We start from the raw sequence: 18619 nt of genomic DNA, 5'->3' as shown, positions 1-18619 counted from the left end.
GGTGATTGCGGGGGAAGACGAGTTGAACGCGTGGGAAACAAGAATACAGTCTCGGCTGCAGGATGAGCAAATTTTATCTGTGTCCGAATTAACCGCGGCCATTAAAATGTTGCTGGAACAGGACCCGGAGTTGTCAGACGTTTGGGTGCGTGGGGAGATCTCAAATTACACGCACCACAGCAGCGGGCACATGTATTTTACATTAAAAGATGCGGGCAGCCGCGTCAAATCGGTGATGTTTGCCTCCAAAAACCGCAACCTCCAATTCCTTCCGAAAGAAGGAATGAAAGTGATTGTCCGGGGCTATTTGTCCGTTTATGAACGCGACGGGCAGTACCAGCTATATGTGGAAGATATGCAGCCGGATGGAATGGGTTCCCTGTTTTTGGCGTTTCAACAACTGAAAGAACGGTTGGAAAAAGAAGGATTGTTTGATTATACTCACAAAAAGCAACTGCCCGAGTTCCCGAAACGGATCGGAGTGGTCACCTCTCCCACGGGGGCGGCAGTCCGGGACATTATCACCACGATTCGAAGACGGTATCCGTTGGCCGATATTCTGCTGCTGCCCGTTCTTGTGCAGGGAGCGGAGGCAGCCCCGATGATTGCCAATGCCATTCATACATTGAATGAATCGGCGGAATGGCAGATTGATGTAATGATTGTCGGGCGAGGCGGCGGATCGCTGGAAGAGTTATGGGCATTCAATGAAGAAGTGGTGGCGAGGGCGATTTTTGCCTCTCGTATCCCGGTGATTTCTGCCGTTGGGCATGAAACGGATTTTACAATCGCTGACTTTGTGGCCGACGTTCGGGCTGCGACGCCGACCGCTGCCGCTGAATTGGCCGTCCCGCACCTGACGGAACTGATTCGCCATATGGACAACCTGCGGGAACGCTTGGCGGTTGCGATGGAAAACAGGATACAGGGCTATCGGAAGCAATTGGAGCGGTTCGAAAGGTCTGCCGTTTTTCGCAGACCGCTCGATCGGGTGCAGCAGTTGCGGCAGCAGGTTGACCACCTGGAAAATGAACTGGAACTGCGGCTTGTCAAATGGGTGTCTGTAAGAAACAAGCGGCTCAACGATTTGAGTGGTCGCCTGATGCAGAAATCGCCTGTGGAACGGGTGATCCGGACGGAAGAAAGGTATGGTTATCTGCTGTCAAAGCTGCAAACCGCGATAAAAAACCGATTGAATGCGGAAAATAACCGTCTCGACCGTATGCTGGACAAGTTAGACGCATACAGCCCTTTGCACATTTTAAAAAGAGGCTACACATTGACATATGAAAGCGAACGGCATGAATTGGTGCGCTCCGTCAGACAGATACAGCCGGGGGACAGAGTGACAGTGAAGTTTTCCGACGGCGCGCTTGACTGCCAAGTCTGGGGAATTGAGGAGGAATCGAATTGACATTTGAAGAAGCGTTGGCCGGTTTGGAAAAAATCGTGCGTGACCTTGAGAACGGGGAAATTCCGTTGGAACAGGCAATTGCCAGCTTTCAGGAGGGCATGAAACTGGCCAAAGTATGCCGGGACAAACTGGATCAGGCGGAGCAAAAAATTGAAATGCTCGTCGAAGATTCTGCCGGGTTGCAGAAAAAGCCTTTCATTCCGGAGGAATAACGATGTCGTTTGTAATTGAGGATTATTTGAAAGAAGCCGCCTGCGAAGTGGAACAGGCAATGGATAAGCTTTTGCCGAGCGGCAAGGAGCGGATGTTTTCGAGGCACGCCGGTTTAGAATCGACCGGTTTGCTGATTGAATCGATGCGGTACAGCCTGTTCGCGGGAGGAAAGCGAATTCGACCGATCTTGGCGCTTGCGACGGTGGAAACATTAGGGGGCAATCGACAGGCAGCCCTGCCGGTTGCCTGTTCCCTGGAATTGATACATACGTATTCGTTAATCCATGACGATCTGCCCGCCATGGATGATGACGACTTCCGGCGGGGCAAGCCCACCAACCACAAAGTTTATGGGGAAGCAGTCGCCGTTTTGGCTGGCGATGCGTTGCTGACTTTGGCGTTTCAGGTTTTGTCACAAGTGGAGATGCCGCAACGGGAAAAAGAGTTGCTGCAATTGATACGCATTTTGTCGGACGCAAGTGGTTATGCGGGCATGATCGGAGGACAGATGGCCGACATACAGGCGGAAGGAAAGCAGCCGGATCCGCAGACGCTGGAGTTTATTCACAGGCATAAAACAGGCGATTTGCTGAGGGCGGCCGTTCAGATGGGGGCCGTTTTTGCAGGGGCAAACGAACAGGAGATCCTCCATTTAACCTTGTATGCGATGAATTTGGGACTTGCTTTCCAGATTCAGGACGATTTGCTGGATGTGGAGGGAAATGCGGATCAACTGGGAAAATCAACAGGTGCGGATGAGGCTCATGGCAAGCTGACCTATCCAAGCCTGTTCGGATTGGAAGAGTCTCATAAAAAACTGAACGAAACTACGCAACAAGCGCTGTCCGCCCTGAACCATCTGCCGCACGACACGACCGTACTGCGGGAGATTGCAAATTATTTGCTCACCAGGGTGAATTGACTACAATGGGGCGCAGACGCAAATACTACCCTTACTGAACCAGTAGGGGTGGTTTGATCGTGAAATATGCTGTTTGGTTTCTCGAAACATTGGCTGTTTTTATTTCCGTTTATTGCTTTATGAGAATTATGGGTAAGCGTGCCGTCGCACAGATGAATACGTTTGACCTGATTGTCGTATTTTTATTGGGATCGATGTTTGCGTCAAACATGTCGGACGGAAGAAACACTTGGGAAGTGATCCTGACGGGCGGTTTTCTGGTCGCGATCTACCTTGTCGCTTCCTTTCTGATGCTGAACAACAAATTTCGTCAACTTGTCCATATAAAACCGACTGTTCTCGTGAACCGCGGAAATATAAACGAACCGGGACTGCGGCAAGTGCGCATGACAGTGCCTGAACTGCTGGGCCATTTACGGTTGAAAGGATACTTGTCGCTGGCCGATGTGGAGTTTGCCATTATGGAGGATGTGGGAGACATATCTGTCATTCCGAAACCGGATCAAACGCCTGTTACACCTAAAGATCTGAATATAGAGGCCACTCCCCAGTCGCTTCCCGTTCCGCTAATTCTGGACGGGCATTGGGTGGATGTCAATCTCATCTATCTGAATAAAAGCAGGCAATGGGTGCTTGCACAGTTGGAAAAACAAAATATCAAACCGCAGGATTTGCGGAAACTTACACTTGTCCAATGGGAATCGGACGGAACTTTAACGGTGGATTGGAACGATGGTACAAATCCGATCAAAAAACAATAAAAACTTGATTTTGGTTAAATGGCGGTTTATTCTGTATCGCCGCTTTCCTTCCGCCTTTCCCTGTGTCAACCGCACGTCATTTGGTTGCCGCCCGCGTTCTATGGTATAATGAGAACAAATCGAGCGGGTGGTGCAGTATTCTAGTCAACCCCCCTCTCCTGAAGGCGGGCCTAAAAATCCGTCAAAGGGCACATCGATGAAGTTCCTTGTGCTGGCTTGAGGCGCCCAGCCTTGGGTTGGTACTGGGAGTTAAGGTTGTAGGGCGATCTGCAATGGCATGCGGGCGATGACCCTACTTCCGCGGAGGCCTATGATTGTGGTCAACCACCAGCGTGTGAATGATTACAACATAGGGTATGAACCTGCATGGCGAGTGAAAATGGAATCTTGGATGACACGACACTTGTGTGCAGCGTAGCCTGCCTTGCGTGGCATGGAGGGATTGCAGGATTCAGACATCCCGTTTTATGGCCAAAAACAGAATGTCGGTGAGGCATGAAATCCATGTTGCAAAAGAGGCTAGGGAGATGTGTGGGCGTTGTTGAGGAAATCTCCTAGACTGTCGTATCGCACGTGACTTTTCGAGGATTGTAGTGTGGACTAAGTGGTAATCGAGTCCGATCTTTGGTGACACGATCGAAACAAACGTAAAGGGAAACCGCCTCCACGGCGACGTGAAGGTGTTTGTTTGGGAAAACCTACTCGACCTAAGCCACAGTGTTTACTCGGAAAGTTGCCACCCTTACATACAGCTTTGACATTCGGTTTGTGAAACGGAGTGCTACTCTATACATGAGCGGTGCGTGGCGTGACACGCTTCGGTGGACGGCGTTAATCACTGTCGTCACCTTTTTTCTATCCGGATTTTTCAACACTTCCACCATCATTCTGGATCAGGCGGAATGGTGGGTGGGGGTTAGTCTTGTTATACTAATTATTTTCATTGGCGTATTTTTTGATATAATGGGACTGGCCGCGGCAGCCGCGAGTGAAACGCCGTTTCATGCACTGGCGGCAGAACGGGTGAATGGCGCAAAACAGGCGATTCAAATCGTACGCAATGCCGAAAAATTTTCCAATTTTTGCAACGATGTGGTGGGCGATATTGCGGGCGTGTTGAGCGGTGCGGCAACAGCAGCCGTAGTCGTGCGGATTCTCGCTAGCGGGGCGGTCCATGTATCGCCAGGGGTTTTCACGGTGTTAGCCACCGCTCTTGTAGCGGCCTTAACGGTAGGCAGCAAGGCAATCGGAAAATCTATCGCGATACGTTATGCGAACCCGATTATCTTACAGGTAGGAAAGTTTTTTTACTGGCTGAACCAGAATCTTCATATTTCGCTTTTCAATGGAAATAATAAGAAAAAATCGCGAAAGCGAGGCGGTAAGCGTGCGGTTGGAAAACGTCAACAGCCCCGCTGATTTGAAGCAGTTGAACGTGGGACAACTTGAGGAACTGGCGGAAGAGATCAGGCGTTTTCTGATCGAAAGTTTATCCGTTACGGGGGGTCATTTCGGCGCCAATTTGGGGGTTGTCGAGTTGACCCTTGCTTTGCATAAAGTGTTTGATTCTCCCATTGACAAATTGATATGGGATGTGGGTCATCAGGCATATGTGCATAAGATTTTGACCGGACGCAAGGATCAGTTTCCCACCCTGCGCAAGTATAAAGGGTTGTCCGGTTTTCCTAAACGATCCGAAAGTGAACATGACATGTTCGATGTCGGACATTCTTCCACATCCATTTCGGCGGCAACTGGATATGCGTTGGCGCGGGATCTGAAGAAAGAAGATCACCACGTGGTGGCGATTATCGGAGACGGGGCCATGACAGGCGGTATGGCGTTTGAAGCGATGAACCACGTCGGCCATATGGGAACCGACCTGATTGTCGTCTTGAATGACAATGAGATGTCGATCGATCCCAATGTCGGCGCTGTGTCCAATTACTTGGCCAAAATCCGTAACGACTCCCATTACAAAAATGCAAAAGCGGAGATTGTAAGCCTGCTGCAGAAGTTGCCTTCGCTTGGCACCAAAGTGGCAAAGGGATTGGAACGGATTAAAGATTCGTTGAAATACCTGATGGTTCCCGGCATGCTGTTTGAGGAACTCGGTTTTACGTATATGGGGCCGATTGACGGCCACAACCTGCCGCTTTTGTTGCAAGGGCTGGAACAGGCCAAACAAACGAAAGGTCCCGTTCTTGTTCATGTTGTAACAAAAAAAGGAAAAGGGTATGCGGCGGCGGAAGGCTCCTATGACAAATGGCACGGTGTTTCCCCGTTCAACATTGAGACAGGGGAATTGCCGAAAGCAGTTTCGTCTGCACCTTCTTACAGTTCCGTGTTTGGCAAAACAATGATCCGGTTGGCGGAGCAAAACGATAAAGTGATTGCGATTACTCCCGCTATGCCGAGCGGTTCTGGTCTTTTGGAGTATGCGGAAAAGTTTCCGGACCGCTTTTTTGATGTGGGGATCGCCGAACAGCACGCGGCCACGATGTCAGCTGGACTGGCCTGTGCGGGCATGCGTCCGGTTCTCTCCATCTATTCCACATTCCTGCAGCGGGCGTATGATCAAACGATTCATGATATCTGTATTCAAAATCTGCCTGTCACGATCGCGGTAGACCGTGCCGGTTTGGTTGGCGCGGACGGCGAAACGCATCAGGGGGCGTTCGATATATCGTTTTTGAGAGCGATTCCGAATCTCTCGATCATGATGCCGAAAGATGAAAACGAGATGCAGCATATGTTGTATACGGCCTTGCAACAACCGGGTCCGGTCGCTGTCCGTTATCCGCGCGGCGAAGGGAAAGGTGTCCAGATGGACGAACAGTTTCATGAGATCCCGTTTGGAAAAGCGGAAATCCTGCGGGAAGGTTCCTCGCAAGTGGCGCTGCTTGCTTTGGGACCTATGGTGGAACTGGCTGAGAAAGCGGCTGATGCGCTTGAAAAGGAAGGCGTCTTTCCAATGGTTGTCAACATGCGGTTTGTCAAACCGCTTGACAGTGAACTGTTGATGGATCTGGCGATTCGCGGCTACCGCTTCATCACCGTGGAAGAAGCGGCTGTAGCGGGCGGCATGGGATCGGCAGTTATGGAATTTTTTGCGGTCAACATGATTTCCGGCGTTGAGGTATTCCCAATCGGGCTGCCCGATCGGTTTATTGAGCACGGCAATGTCAAACAGTTATTGGAGTCGGTTGGGGTGACAACGGAGCGAATCGTCGAACACGTGAAACGTCTGATGCCCAAGAAACGGCAAAGAGCGTAATGTTAAGCATAGATTTGGTTGATGCGGGTAAGCTTGTGACCGGCTGGCAGGTTGCGGGCTTACCCTGTTTTGAGTCGATGGGAGTTTATTTATTTAGCCTGGCGAAGCCGAGTTTTAAATTTTTTGTGAGGAGTTATTTATGAGCGGCAAAGAGAGATTGGATCTCCTGTTAGTCAATCGGGGCCTGTTCCCCACCAGGGAAAAGGCCAAGTCAGCAGTCATGGCCGGACTTGTGATTGTGAATGGAGAACGGATTGACAAAGCGGGCACCAAGGTTCCGATGGAAGCGGAGGTTCAAATCAAGGGCAATTTACATCCGTATGTATCTCGTGGCGGGCTGAAACTGGAAAAAGCCTTGAAGGCGTTTCATTTTTCGCTGCAGGACAAAGTGGTTATCGATATCGGGGCATCTACTGGCGGATTCACCGATTGCGCCTTGCAAAACGGTGCCAAACTGGTGTATGCAGTCGATGTCGGGTACGGTCAGTTGGCTTGGAAATTGCGCCAGGACCCGCGGGTGATTGTGATGGAACGGACCAATTTTCGGCACCTGCAGCCGGAACAGTTAAAGGATGAGAAGCCTGAAGTGGCTGTGATGGATGTGTCGTTTATTTCCACACGGCTTCTATTCCCTGTCATCAGGCAAATCCTGAAGCCGGACGGTTCTTTGTTGACGTTAATCAAACCGCAGTTCGAAGCAGGACGCGACAAGGTCGGCAAAAACGGGATTGTCAGAGAGGCGGGCATACACCGCGAAGTTCTGCAACAGACGCTGGCGGCGGCGATGCAGGAAGGTTTTGCCGTACAATCGATAACCTACTCACCGATTACCGGCGGTGACGGAAATATTGAGTTTTTGGCGCATCTGACTTTGCAGGACATAAAAGAACTGGCCGGTGAACCGTTAGAGAAAACAATTGAACAAACGGTTGAGGAAGCGCACCGCTCACTGCTTCAATTGACTCAGACAGAGCCAGAGTAGGGGTCATATAAACTTCTCACAAAAACAGGAAAAGGAGTTCAACCGGCATGTCGCGAATAGTATTTCTGTGGCGGATGCGGTATTGGTTGAATGGAGGACGCTAGCGGATGAAAAAAATCGGAATCGCAGTCAATCAAACAAAGCATTCTGCCATTGATGTCACAAGGAAATTGGTACAGTTTCTGGAGGCCAAATCGGTCACCGTGTTTGTTGACCGAGCAGCCGCTGAAAAAATTGATCGACCGGACATCGCGCTTGATATTCTTGAATTTCAAGACAAGGTGGATCTCGTGTTTGTGCTTGGCGGGGACGGGACTTTGCTGGGCGTGGCCAGACAGTTGGCAAATACTTCGCTGCCGATTCTGGGAATTAATTTGGGGCATCTTGGGTTCTTATCGGAAGCCGAACCGGAAGATTTGCCTGCTGCGGTAGAACGAGTGCTTAGAGGCGATTACCATTTGGAAAAACGGATGATGCTGGAAGCATCGATCATCCGCAACGGACAGATTTTACATAAAGATATTGCATTAAACGATGTGGGAATCGCCAAAGGCTCTTTTGGGCGGATGATTACGTTATCGGTCTACGTTGATGATATGTATGTAGATAAATATTCAGGGGATGGCCTGATTATCTCGACCCCGACCGGATCGACCGCGTACTCTTTATCCTGCGGGGGGCCGATCGTCAGCCCGCACACGAATGTGATTCTGGTGACGCCGATTTGTCCCCATACTTTAAATTCAAGGCCTTTTATTATACAAAAAGACCAGGAAATCAAAGTGGAGGTGTCGGCTCCTCACAACGATATGGGAGTCACGATTGACGGCCAGGTCGGCTATAAGGTGGAAGCGAATGACCTGATTGTGGTGCGCAAGTCTCTCCATTCCACTACTTTGGTAAAGTGGAAAGAGCGGGGATTTTTTGACGTATTGCGGCAAAAGCTGCACGGTTCCGACTAACCGCATGGAATTCATACGTACGCGGGAGGAATGAGCGATGAAAGGGAAACGATTGTTGAAAATCCGGGAATTAATTCAAAAACAGGAGATCGAAACGCAGGACGAATTGGTGGATGGATTGAAACAACTGGGATTCCAAGTCACGCAGGCGACTGTATCAAGGGACATCAAAGAGCTACAGCTCATTAAAGTTCCAACTCCGGATGGACGCTACAAATATTCATTGCCGCCGGAAACATCCTACAATCCCGGAGTCAAGCTAAAAAGAATATTGGCAGACAGTTTCGTTTCAATCGACCATGCCGAAAACCTGATTGTACTGAAAACGCTGCCAGGCAATGCGAATGCGATTGCTGCCGTGATTGATACGCTGGATTGGGACGGTGTTCTGGGCACAATCAGCGGTGATGATACCATATTGATCATCTGTCGGGTTAAAGAGGAAACTCCCGAAATTGTCAACCAGTTCCTCAGTTATTTGTAGTGAAAAAGAATGGTTGCGAACAAGCGTTCGTTATGGTATGGTAAAACTAAGAAACTGGACTGAAGAATGGTGATCGTATGCTTCAGGAATTGTACATCCGCAATGTGGCGTTAATTGAGGAAATTCGTCTTCATTTTGGACAGGGCCTGAACGTGCTGACGGGGGAAACAGGCACCGGAAAGTCGATCCTGATCGATGCGTTAGGATTGATTCTGGGTGGACGGGCTTCTTCCGATCTGATTCGGCAGGGGTGCGACAAAGCGCTTGTCGAGGCGTTATTCGTTGTTGAAAACGCGCAACCATTCCGCCAACTGTTGCAAGAACTGGGAATTGAGTGGGAAGATCAGTCTCTCGTAATCGTAAGAGAAATCGCCTCTTCCGGAAAAACGGTTTGCCGTGTCAATGGTCGCATTGTCACTGTACAAACGCTGCGCCAGATCGGAGCGCTGCTCGTTGATTTGGCGGGTCAGCACGAACAACAAACCTTGCTCCGGGCAGAAGAACACCTTGCCATACTGGATGCATTCGGAGGACAACCCATTCAGCGGCTGAAACAAAACACGGCAGTTGCATATGCCAAATACCGTTCCGCCAAGAAAGAACTCGAACAGGCGGCGGTAGGGGAACAGGAACGTGTACAGCGTTTGGACATGCTCCGGTTTCAATTGGAAGAAATTCAATCACTCCGTTTGCAGCCAGAAGATGAGGAACAACTGGAACAGGAAAGAAACAGGTTGTCACATGCAGAAAAACTCTCCACTATTGTATCCCATACATACGATGCTCTATTTACAGGTGAAAACAGACAGCAGCCGATACTCGACTCGCTTCATAAATTAAGTCATGATTTGGAACAGACGATCCGTTACGACAAAACGCTTCAATCTTCTTTGGAATTGATTAAATCAGCTGCCTACCAACTGGAAGAAGCAGCGCATGAACTTCGGACATACCGGGATTCCGTCGAATTTAATCCGGTTAAACTGCAGGCGCTGGAGGAACGCTTGGCAGCCTTACAGCGTTTGCGTCGAAAATACGCTCCTACCGTGAATGAAATTCTTCATTATGCCGACCAGGTGGAACAAGAATTAAACCGTTTGGAAAACCATGAGGAAAATATCGAGCGGTTACAGAAAAATCTGGTGAAATACGAACAGGAATTGGTAGCTGAAGTCACAAAACTGTCAGAACGGCGAAAATCGATTGCAGACAAACTATGCAAACAAATTGTAAACGAACTTTCCTCTTTAATGATGCCGCGCACCGCGTTTTCAATCGGTTTTTCCACAATGGCCGATTCGGATGGAATCAACATTGACGGACAGCTCGTTCATGTAAATGAATCGGGTATTGACCGTATCGAATTTCTGTTTTCTTCCAACCCGGGCGAACCGTTACGACCGCTCTCAAAAATTGCATCAGGTGGGGAACTCTCCAGAACACTGCTTGCGGTTAAAACCATTTTGGCCGGAGACGGCGTAGAAACCCTCATATTTGATGAGATTGATACGGGAATTTCCGGTCGGGCTGCACAAGCCGTAGCAGAAAAAATGGCGGTAGTTGCAGCGGTTAACCAGGTGATCTGTGTCACCCACCTGCCGCAGGTCGCATGCATGGCAGATTGCCATTTTATGATTCATAAAATACAGCAATCGGGGCGTTCTCAAACCATGGTGAAACAGCTGACCGATACGGAGCGGGTAGAAGAATTGGCTCGTATGCTGTCTGGCGCAGAGTTAACTGAAACGAGCCGCAAACATGCAGAAGAAATGATGGAACAAGCGCGTTCCTTAAAAAATAAAGCGTCTTAAATAGTCAAACATACCGGGTGTGAACCGGACAGCAGGTAGAGCTGTCTGGATCCTCCCGGTTTTTTCTTTTTTGCAAAAACTCATTTGACGGCATAAAACCGCCGTGGAAAGGCAATTTTATATATACACATTAGGAAACATATCGGCGGAGGAGCGTGACGAATGTGTCTAGAGAATGGACGAAAAAATGGGTCGGATTACTTTTCGCTGCTTGTATCGTCGCGCTTTTTTGTTGGACACCGATACGGGAGTGGGTAAATACCCCTTCTCAAATCCGTGTTTTGGAGGGGAACAGCACGTGGCTGAAACTTGGACTGCCCGTCCATGCTGTCGTCACAACAAGTAATGCTCATGTGGCTGCCATTCACCGTTCTGATTCGCCTTCCAGCTTGGCACTTAATCTGAAACAACCAATCGAAATTGACTCCCTTGCACAGGGGGATGCAGATGTACAGGTCAAGTTATTCGGCTTTTTGCCTGTAAAATCCGTTCATGTCAGCGTGATTCCTGACATAAAAGTGATTCCCGGCGGTCAATCGATCGGTGTCAAAATCAGGTCATCCGGAATTATGGTTGTCGGGTACAACCTTATAAAAAGTGTAGAAAAAACTCTCTCTCCCGCAGAGACAGCCAATATTAAAGTCGGGGATGTAATAACCAAAATCGATGGGAAAACGGTACAAAGCGTCGAACAAGCGGCTATGTTAATCAACAGAGCCGGCAAGGAGAAACGGGACTTGGAATTAACCCTAATGCGTTCCAAATCGGCAACCAAAACACATGTCACACCTGTATGGGATAACGAGACCCAAACGTATCGAATCGGATTATATATCCGCGATTCGGCAGCGGGTGTCGGTACGCTGACATTCTTTGCACCAAAGCAGAAAGTGTTTGGCGCTTTAGGGCATGTAATCTCCGATTTGGACACCGGTCAACCGATTGAAGTGAAAGATGGGCAGGTGGTACACTCCAGCGTTACATCCATCGACAAGGGGGAAAGCGGTCAACCGGGGGAAAAACGGGGTACGATGATCGATGAGAGTAACGTACTAGGAACGATCAAGAGAAATTCTGAATTCGGGGTGTACGGGACAATGTCGCAGATCCCGGATTACGGTAAGGTCAACGAACCGATTCCAATTGCGTTGGCAGAACAGGTAAAGGAAGGACCCGCCAAAATTTTGACTGTCGTAAACGGCCAGGAGGTCGAAGAGTACGATATTGAAATCGTGAACGTGTTGCGGCAGAAATTTCCTGCCACCAAAAGTATGGTCATTAAAGTGACAGATCCCAAACTGATTGAAAAAACGGGCGGTATCATTCAAGGAATGAGCGGCAGCCCGATTTTGCAAGATGGAAAGCTGGTGGGGGCCGTCACACATGTTTTCGTCAATGATCCGACGCAGGGATATGGAGTCTTTATCGAATGGATGTTAAATGAAGCAGGAATCCAAACAAAGGCGAGCGCAGCTGTTCCCGATCATCGGTTAAATAAAGCTTCTTGAAACGTAAACACCCGTACATCGGCATTGAAACCGAAGACGGGTGTTTTTGTAGGTATTTAGAACTGTGTTTATAATAGGACTTTATACCTGTTTTACGACTATTTTTCGACATTTCAAATGACATAAATTTTAGCAATAGTTAATAAATTTCTAGAGACTTGGATTTGTCGAAAAAATTTATCTGGTGCAACCGTGATTATTGGATTTCGGATTTGGAAGGATAAGCCATCAGTTTGTCGAATTTAATTTACTATCCTAACCGTGGTCAAAGGGGGACCCAAAAAGTGAGTCAAATCAAAGTGTTAATTGCAGATGACAATCGGGAGTTTGCCGGTCTGCTTCGTGATTTTATCGGAGAACAACGCGATATGCAAATTGTGGGAATTGCTTTTAATGGCAACGAAGTGTTGGATATGATTGAATCTCACAATCCAGATGTCGTGATTCTTGATATCATTATGCCGGTACTGGATGGAATCGGAGTGTTGGAAAAGATTCAAATGTTGGATTTAAAACAACAACCAAAGGTTATTATGCTGACCGCTTTTGGTCAGGAGACCATCACCAAACGAGCGGTCGAGTTGGGAGCTTCTTATTACATTCTGAAACCGTTTGACATGGATATTCTGATTAACCGCATCCGTCAGGTCGTTCGTGTTCCGAGCGGAAGCAAACAATTGCCGGTGATGACCCGCGGCAAAAACGTGGACGCTTCCATTACCAACATCATCCATGAAATCGGTGTTCCAGCGCATATCAAAGGGTATCAATATTTGCGGGAAGCGATCAACATGGTGTACAAAGATGTCGAAATTCTTGGATCTATTACAAAAGTTCTTTATCCCAAAATTGCCGATAAATACAACACCACGCCGAGCCGCGTCGAGCGGGCGATCCGCCACGCAATTGAAGTCGCGTGGGGACGCGGCAGCCTCGACGCGATTCGCTCCGTATTCGGTTACACGGTCAGCGTCGGCAAAGCAAAACCTACGAATAGCGAATTTATCGCGATGGTAGCCGATAAATTGCGGATTGAGGCTAAGATTAGCTAAGGCGCGTTGTATTGGGCTTTATAGCTGTCAATAGTTAATTTATGAAAGCCAAACTTTTCCCATCTCACCCAATAAATCTTTTGGATTTATTGGGTTTTGGTTTGTGGCGAGAAAGGGGAAAGTGAAAACATGAAGATCACAGAATTGGAGTTTTATCTGGATGATTTTCTGTCCTATTATTAGGAGGAACTCCCTTTCATTACGGAATTAAGAGAGGAGTTTCTCCGTTTTCCTGATAAAATGAAAAATTCGGGAACGATCATTTGTTATCTACTGGATACTTGTGTAGATAAATACTTGGATCTGGCGAACTGGGTAGAAGAGAAAGTCACGGACATGGAGAATGAGATAAACGAGGGCCCGTTTGCGAAATTAGCCCATCAAATATTCCACATGTAACGGAAATTGCATTCTTTACGAAAACTGTTTATAGAAGAAAGAAACGTATTGGGAACCTTAATGCATTCGGATTTTCCTTATACAAAACAGGAAATCAATGTGTATTTAATGGACGTGTTTGATCATATAAGCCGTGTCGTGGACACCGTTGACACATTTCGGGAATCGATGACAGGTCTGCTTGAACTTCAAATGTCATTAAAAGGAGACCGAATGAACGCAATTGAAAACATTAACGATTGTAAGCACCTTTTTTCTACCGTTGACGTTTATAGTGGGATTGTATGGGATGAATGTGAAAGGAGTGCCAGAATATGAGTGGAGCTTTGGCTATGCTTATGTTTGGGGATTAATGATAATCGTTACAATTGCAATGGCTGTGTTCTTTAAGAGGAAAAAATGGTGGTAAAAGAGAAAGCTTTGCCCATCTCTTGGAATAGTCATAAAAACAGGAGGAAAAGAACAAGCTACAGGTTGTGGTTATAATCTAATCTCTACTAGGAGGGAATCGAAAATGGCGCAACAAATTGACACTAACAAACTGAAACAGGCGGAAGCATCCTCAACACTTGCCAAAAATCTTATTACACAAGCGATTGAGCAATCCGCTGCAAATCCGGCGTTATGTCAAGAAGCCTTAAAACAAGCATCGAGTGAGATAGCCCAGGTTCAAACGATGATAAGTCAAGTAGAATCGGCTCTTCAAACACAATCGGCAGAGTAAAACGGACCCAAAGGGAAGTTCAATTTGGAACTTCCCTTTGTCTTTCAGATTCTTGCTTAACATTATACATCCAAAAACTATCTTACAGAGGATGAACTGGCTGTACTAAACCGTATCGTCAATGCTTATATCGAATTTGCCGAGCTTCAGGCAATGCGCAGAAAACCAATGTACATGGCCGACTGGGTAAGTAAATTAGACGAGTTCCTTAAGATGAGCGACAGTGAGATTCTTACGCACGCAGGCAAAATCAGCCACCAACAAGCCACTCAAAAGGCAATAGAAGAGTATGAGAAGTATAGGGAACGGACCAAAAATGAGCTTTCCGAAGTAGAAAAGCACTTTTTAGAAAGCATTGACAAGACCGCAAAGAAGCTGAAAGGGAAGAAGGACAGCACCGGAGGTGATGGGGTGTGAGTTTTAGCGTTAGTGAGTGGAGAGAGGTAAGGCTTGGGGATGAGATAACGGTTGTTCGTCCAGGGAACGGACAAAATTGGTAAACCCAGATTGACTCCCTGATAATACTTGGACTCTTGCATAATTTGAGCGATCGCTTGCTGCTGGTCGATTGATTTGCCAACAAGGCGGACAGCACATTGTCTCGATCATTCAGATAAACAGTCATTTCTGTCTGCAATTGAAATTTTTTTCTTTTTCCAGAACCTGCTCCCAACCGTCCGGTTTAACCCATCCGGTATCAATTTGCGTTAACAAATTTCCGTATTTGTCCAGACTGTACCAACCGAGTGCAAGATCACTGACGACGTATTCCCTTTCTCAACCATCGGATAATTTCTTCCGATAAATGTTTGTCCAACTACTTGTATTCTGGTCTCCGTGAGCGCAGAAACCGATCACTTTCATGGGTTTAGGAGGAGATATGAGAAATATGCTGTTTGTATTGCCATCCCATGTTACCTTGCAGCCCAACGATTCTGTAAAAAAGCGCATCGCCTTTGGCACAGTCGAGTTGTCGAAAGGCAGCTTCCAGCTTTATTTTCTCAAGGAAATCAAAGACAACCTTGCCACCGGCGTAAGAAGTGGCGTTCTTTAGGGTGAATTCAGTTTTGATTTGGGAGGTATTTGTGGTAGACTTCACCTAAAAGATGCTCCTTTCTTTGGGTGATGTTGGTCTCGCAAACACCATTTTACCAAAGATCGTGGCACTTTTTTAGTAATTTAGCATCTTGTTAATGGGGTATTGCTTGGCATGCCATTGCCCAATGTCTGGTTCATAACGCGCGAAGAATTTCTTAGGGGCGGACCGTTCCAAGGTGCCAAAGACGGAGCACAGATTTTGTTCGATTTGCTCTGTTGCCAACACAAAGGAAACGACTTGTCCGTATTAGCGGCATCGTGCGGTAAAGAAGAGTCAGGCAGGTAGATTGCCTGGCCTGATTTTTTCTCGCCGACACGAGGGCACGTGCGCGGCGACAAAGGCAACCGTTATTATCTATCCTCATCGAAGCTTTAGAAGATGTCATGGTGTGGCGACCTGATGATATCTTTCTGTCTAAGCTCCTCTCCATTTGTGGTATAATGGGAATCATATGTTGTTGGCGAAATGGAAAGGACTCAGCCGAATTCTCGCCTATCCGCCGGACGTCAAGGAACCGCCAAACCAATCCTGACAGGCAAATTGAAAGGACAATGGGCAAGGCTGGGGCTGTATCAAGTCATTCTCGTGTTTGAGGTTAACGAAGACAAAGCAATCGTTTGGATAAATGGCATTAAACATAAACGAGAGAATGTGTATTGGAAAAGAAAGAGGACTTAGTCCGGCATAAAGATCATACTGGGATTTTAAAGGAACTTGATGTTCATGGGAAAATTAAACCTTTTTAGGATCACCCCACTTTTTTTAGTTTCTGGAATACTATTGTTCGGATGCAGTACAAAGGAGAAGCCGTCGACCGTCCCGGAAAACAATACGCCTCCGTCACAATCGAACTCGTCTACTACACCGCAACCAAATCAGCCGGAAAATGAAAAGAAGGATAATGCTACTTCTGATATCAGCATTGATTTTATCAAACAAAATTTAAACATTGGAGATTCGGAAGAAAAAGTAAAAACACGTTTTGGTGATCAATTCACTAAAGTTGTAAACGTACACGATGGAAATCCGATTTGGCGTTACGATTTTATTGCTGATAAAACTTATACGTTTAAACATGAATACGTGGATTCGGAAGGTATTAAAAACGGTCGAATGAAAATGCAATTATTTGTTGAATGGCCATATCCAGGGAACGTCGAGACTCAGATTGTTACACGTTACAGTATTTTCTTTAAAGGTCAAGATGGTAAGGTACATCAGTATAGTAAGGATGCAAAGTCGGAAAGAGAAGTGCCGATTGAATAAATTTGGTATAGGTTTCGATACAAAAATAGTATCAAGTTTCTGCTACTCCACAAAACACCGGTTTGGCCTATCCCACAGATACAGATCCCTTGGTAATACATCCCCCTCTCGATCAACGCATCATGAATTGTTACACAGATTGGGAGAAAAAAGAGGCCGTTATATTTGATAATGAAACCGTAATGTTGGAAGTGTCTGAAAAAAACAGTTCCTACATTAGGGTCTGCCGAACGATTCTCAAACGGTGCAGATTGACATGAAATCGGGTGATTTCAATACAAACAGCCGTCTGATCAACAAGGAAAAAAGAACCCGCAGCCTGCGCTCGAGGTTCATGACCAACAGTTGCAGGGCGATCACGGCTTCACTCGTCTCTGCCAGACGAGCTCGAATCAGGCCAAGCCCGTACTTGCGCTTGCCCTCACCAAATTTGCATTCAATGGAGTTTCGGTCGCTTGCATCTTGTTTTGCGATTTGCCGCTATTCTGCCGCCGCTTTCCCTTGCGTCGGTCGACCCAGGGCAGGACCGCTCAAGCGAATGCCATGCGCTTTGCAAAACGTCCGGTTCTCCCGTGTGCGATAGATTTGATCGGCAAGCACCACTTTCGGGTAGCAGCCGAAGCGCTTCTTGTATGCTTCGAGCGATTCGATCAGCGTTACGCCTTCGTTGAAGTTGTCCCACGATTGGCGTTCCAGAAACGCATAGCCGTTGACCATGCTCACCGCAACTTTTGCGCCAAACTCGACGCGCGCTTTCGCCTTGCCCCGCACCATTGGACGAACGTGCGGCTGACTGATGCTCACAATCCGCCCCTCGATCTGATGCGATCTGCGCTCGAACATAGTGCGTTGTTGCCGATACAGTTCCTGGATGACAAGCAAGTCGCAATACTGTTTCCGGCCCAGAAGCGTCAACGGCTGCCGCGAGGATAGTTCGACAATGATCTGAAGATTTCGCGCAACAAACCGCAGTTGCTTGCCGATCGCTCGACGAATCACCTTGCCGCTTGCACGACGTTGTTTGGCAACAGCCAGAAACGCTTTTCGGGCCTTCTCCCGGTACGTTCTCGGTTTGCGGGTGTGGCCGACCGATGGGGCATGCAGCGTATCGATGATGTCTTCCGATTTCTCGCGCGCTTCGTTCAGCAGATTCAAGTCTGTCGGGTATGCCAGATCCGCCGGAGCACACGTAGCATCCAGCAACAACACGCCTTGGTTTGGAGTCCCTTCGGATACTGACAGGTGTTTGGACGTGCGGTTGTCCCTGCTCTTCGTGCCGGATTTGGGGTCATTGTCCTCGTCTTGTGCCGCCTTGGCCGCTTCGATGGCGAGCATCTCGTTCACTTCCTGAAGCACTTCCTTGCCCAGTCGCTTGCGAAAATGAGTCATGAGGGACGGATGGAACGGCGGTTGATCCTGAAACGCCTCAAGACCGATGAAGTATTGCAGGTACGGGTTCTCGACGATCTGTTCAACGGTTTCCCTATCGGACAGTTGAAGACGCTCCTGGATGATGAGCGCACCGAGCGCGACACGAATCGAGACGGCCTTTTGACCGCGAAACGAGTTGCGGAATGATTTGGCGTACTTTTTTTCTGCATACGCCCAAGGCACTAACTGAGTCAGTTTGACCCAACGATTTTCTTTCTTCAAATTCCCGCCTAACGGCAAGCAAAAGTCGTCCGGAAGAAGGAGTTGGTTTTCAAGATGAGAGACATTTTGATACATGTATATCCACTCCCATG

The 18619-nt window shown here is 47.8% G+C and carries 15 protein-coding genes and 3 pseudogenes; 17 read left to right on the top strand and 1 reads right to left on the bottom strand.

Annotated elements, in window-relative coordinates; translation table 11 throughout:
- The first annotated feature begins 22 nt into the window (after positions 1-22).
- The 17 genes and pseudogenes from xseA to skT53_RS04435 all read left to right on the top strand — a co-directional run bounded on the left by xseA (position 23) and on the right by skT53_RS04435 (position 16874).
- On the top strand, positions 23-1414 hold the full coding sequence (xseA, locus tag skT53_RS04515; RefSeq protein WP_318978592.1) for an exodeoxyribonuclease VII large subunit: 1392 nt from the start codon (positions 23-25) through the stop codon (positions 1412-1414).
- A complete protein-coding gene (gene xseB / locus skT53_RS04510) occupies positions 1411-1626 on the top strand; it encodes an exodeoxyribonuclease VII small subunit (RefSeq protein ID WP_404828935.1) in 216 nt (71 codons plus the stop codon). Before xseA ends, xseB begins: the two co-directional genes overlap by 4 nt.
- Before the next feature lie 2 nt (positions 1627-1628).
- Positions 1629-2549, top strand: a complete 921-nt coding sequence (locus skT53_RS04505) for a polyprenyl synthetase family protein (protein ID WP_200759977.1) — start codon at positions 1629-1631, stop codon at positions 2547-2549.
- Between the two features lie 59 nt (positions 2550-2608).
- Positions 2609-3310 carry a DUF421 domain-containing protein gene (locus skT53_RS04500; RefSeq protein ID WP_200759976.1) on the top strand — a complete coding sequence of 234 codons (702 nt, stop codon included), beginning with the start codon at positions 2609-2611 and terminating at the stop codon, positions 3308-3310.
- Positions 3311-4102: 792 nt separating this feature from the next.
- The gene (locus skT53_RS04495; RefSeq protein WP_200759975.1) at positions 4103-4729 is read left to right on the top strand and encodes a CNNM metal transporter family protein; all 627 of its coding nucleotides are present in this window, start codon (positions 4103-4105) and stop codon (positions 4727-4729) included.
- Complete coding sequence (gene dxs, locus skT53_RS04490; protein WP_200759974.1) at positions 4698-6587, top strand: 1-deoxy-D-xylulose-5-phosphate synthase; 1890 nt, start codon at positions 4698-4700, stop codon at positions 6585-6587. The genes skT53_RS04495 and dxs overlap by 32 nt, the downstream gene beginning before the upstream one ends.
- Positions 6588-6726: 139 nt before the next feature.
- Complete coding sequence (locus tag skT53_RS04485) at positions 6727-7569, top strand: TlyA family RNA methyltransferase (RefSeq protein ID WP_200759973.1); 843 nt, start codon at positions 6727-6729, stop codon at positions 7567-7569.
- Between the two features lie 107 nt (positions 7570-7676).
- Positions 7677-8531, top strand: coding sequence for an NAD(+)/NADH kinase (locus skT53_RS04480; protein ID WP_200759972.1), 855 nt, complete (start codon positions 7677-7679; stop codon positions 8529-8531).
- A gap of 37 nt (positions 8532-8568) precedes the next feature.
- Positions 8569-9015 (top strand): transcriptional regulator AhrC/ArgR, encoded by a 447-nt coding sequence (ahrC, locus tag skT53_RS04475; protein ID WP_200759971.1) that lies wholly within the window; start codon positions 8569-8571, stop codon positions 9013-9015.
- 77 nt (positions 9016-9092) lie between these two features.
- Entirely contained in the window at positions 9093-10826 is a 1734-nt protein-coding gene (recN, locus tag skT53_RS04470) for a DNA repair protein RecN (protein WP_200759970.1), read from the top strand.
- A 164-nt stretch (positions 10827-10990) separates the two neighbouring features.
- Positions 10991-12334, top strand: a complete 1344-nt coding sequence (spoIVB, locus tag skT53_RS04465) for a SpoIVB peptidase (RefSeq protein WP_200759969.1) — start codon at positions 10991-10993, stop codon at positions 12332-12334.
- Positions 12335-12618: 284 nt separating this feature from the next.
- Entirely contained in the window at positions 12619-13386 is a 768-nt protein-coding gene (spo0A, locus tag skT53_RS04460; RefSeq protein ID WP_200759968.1) for a sporulation transcription factor Spo0A, read from the top strand.
- A gap of 405 nt (positions 13387-13791) precedes the next feature.
- Positions 13792-14194, top strand: a pseudogene (locus skT53_RS19100) (CorA family divalent cation transporter).
- Positions 14195-14299: 105 nt separating this feature from the next.
- Positions 14300-14509, top strand: coding sequence for a hypothetical protein (locus skT53_RS04450; protein ID WP_200759966.1), 210 nt, complete (start codon positions 14300-14302; stop codon positions 14507-14509).
- Between the two features lie 78 nt (positions 14510-14587).
- Positions 14588-14926 (top strand): annotated as a pseudogene (gene rhuM, locus skT53_RS04445) (RhuM family protein); the annotation flags it as partial.
- A gap of 472 nt (positions 14927-15398) precedes the next feature.
- A complete protein-coding gene (locus tag skT53_RS04440) occupies positions 15399-15563 on the top strand; it encodes a hypothetical protein (protein ID WP_200759965.1) in 165 nt (54 codons plus the stop codon).
- 768 nt (positions 15564-16331) lie between these two features.
- Positions 16332-16874, top strand: coding sequence for a hypothetical protein (locus skT53_RS04435; RefSeq protein WP_200759964.1), 543 nt, complete (start codon positions 16332-16334; stop codon positions 16872-16874).
- Between the two features lie 237 nt (positions 16875-17111).
- Here skT53_RS04435 and skT53_RS04430 read toward each other — a convergent pair.
- Positions 17112-18602: pseudogene (locus tag skT53_RS04430) on the bottom strand (IS5 family transposase).
- Positions 18603-18619 lie beyond the last annotated feature (17 nt).

The organism is Effusibacillus dendaii (assembly GCF_015097055.1).
GTDB classification, from domain to species: Bacteria; Bacillota; Bacilli; order Tumebacillales; family Effusibacillaceae; genus Effusibacillus; species Effusibacillus dendaii.
Note: the sequence above shows the minus strand (reverse complement) of the source record. Positions and strands in the feature narration are given on the sequence as shown.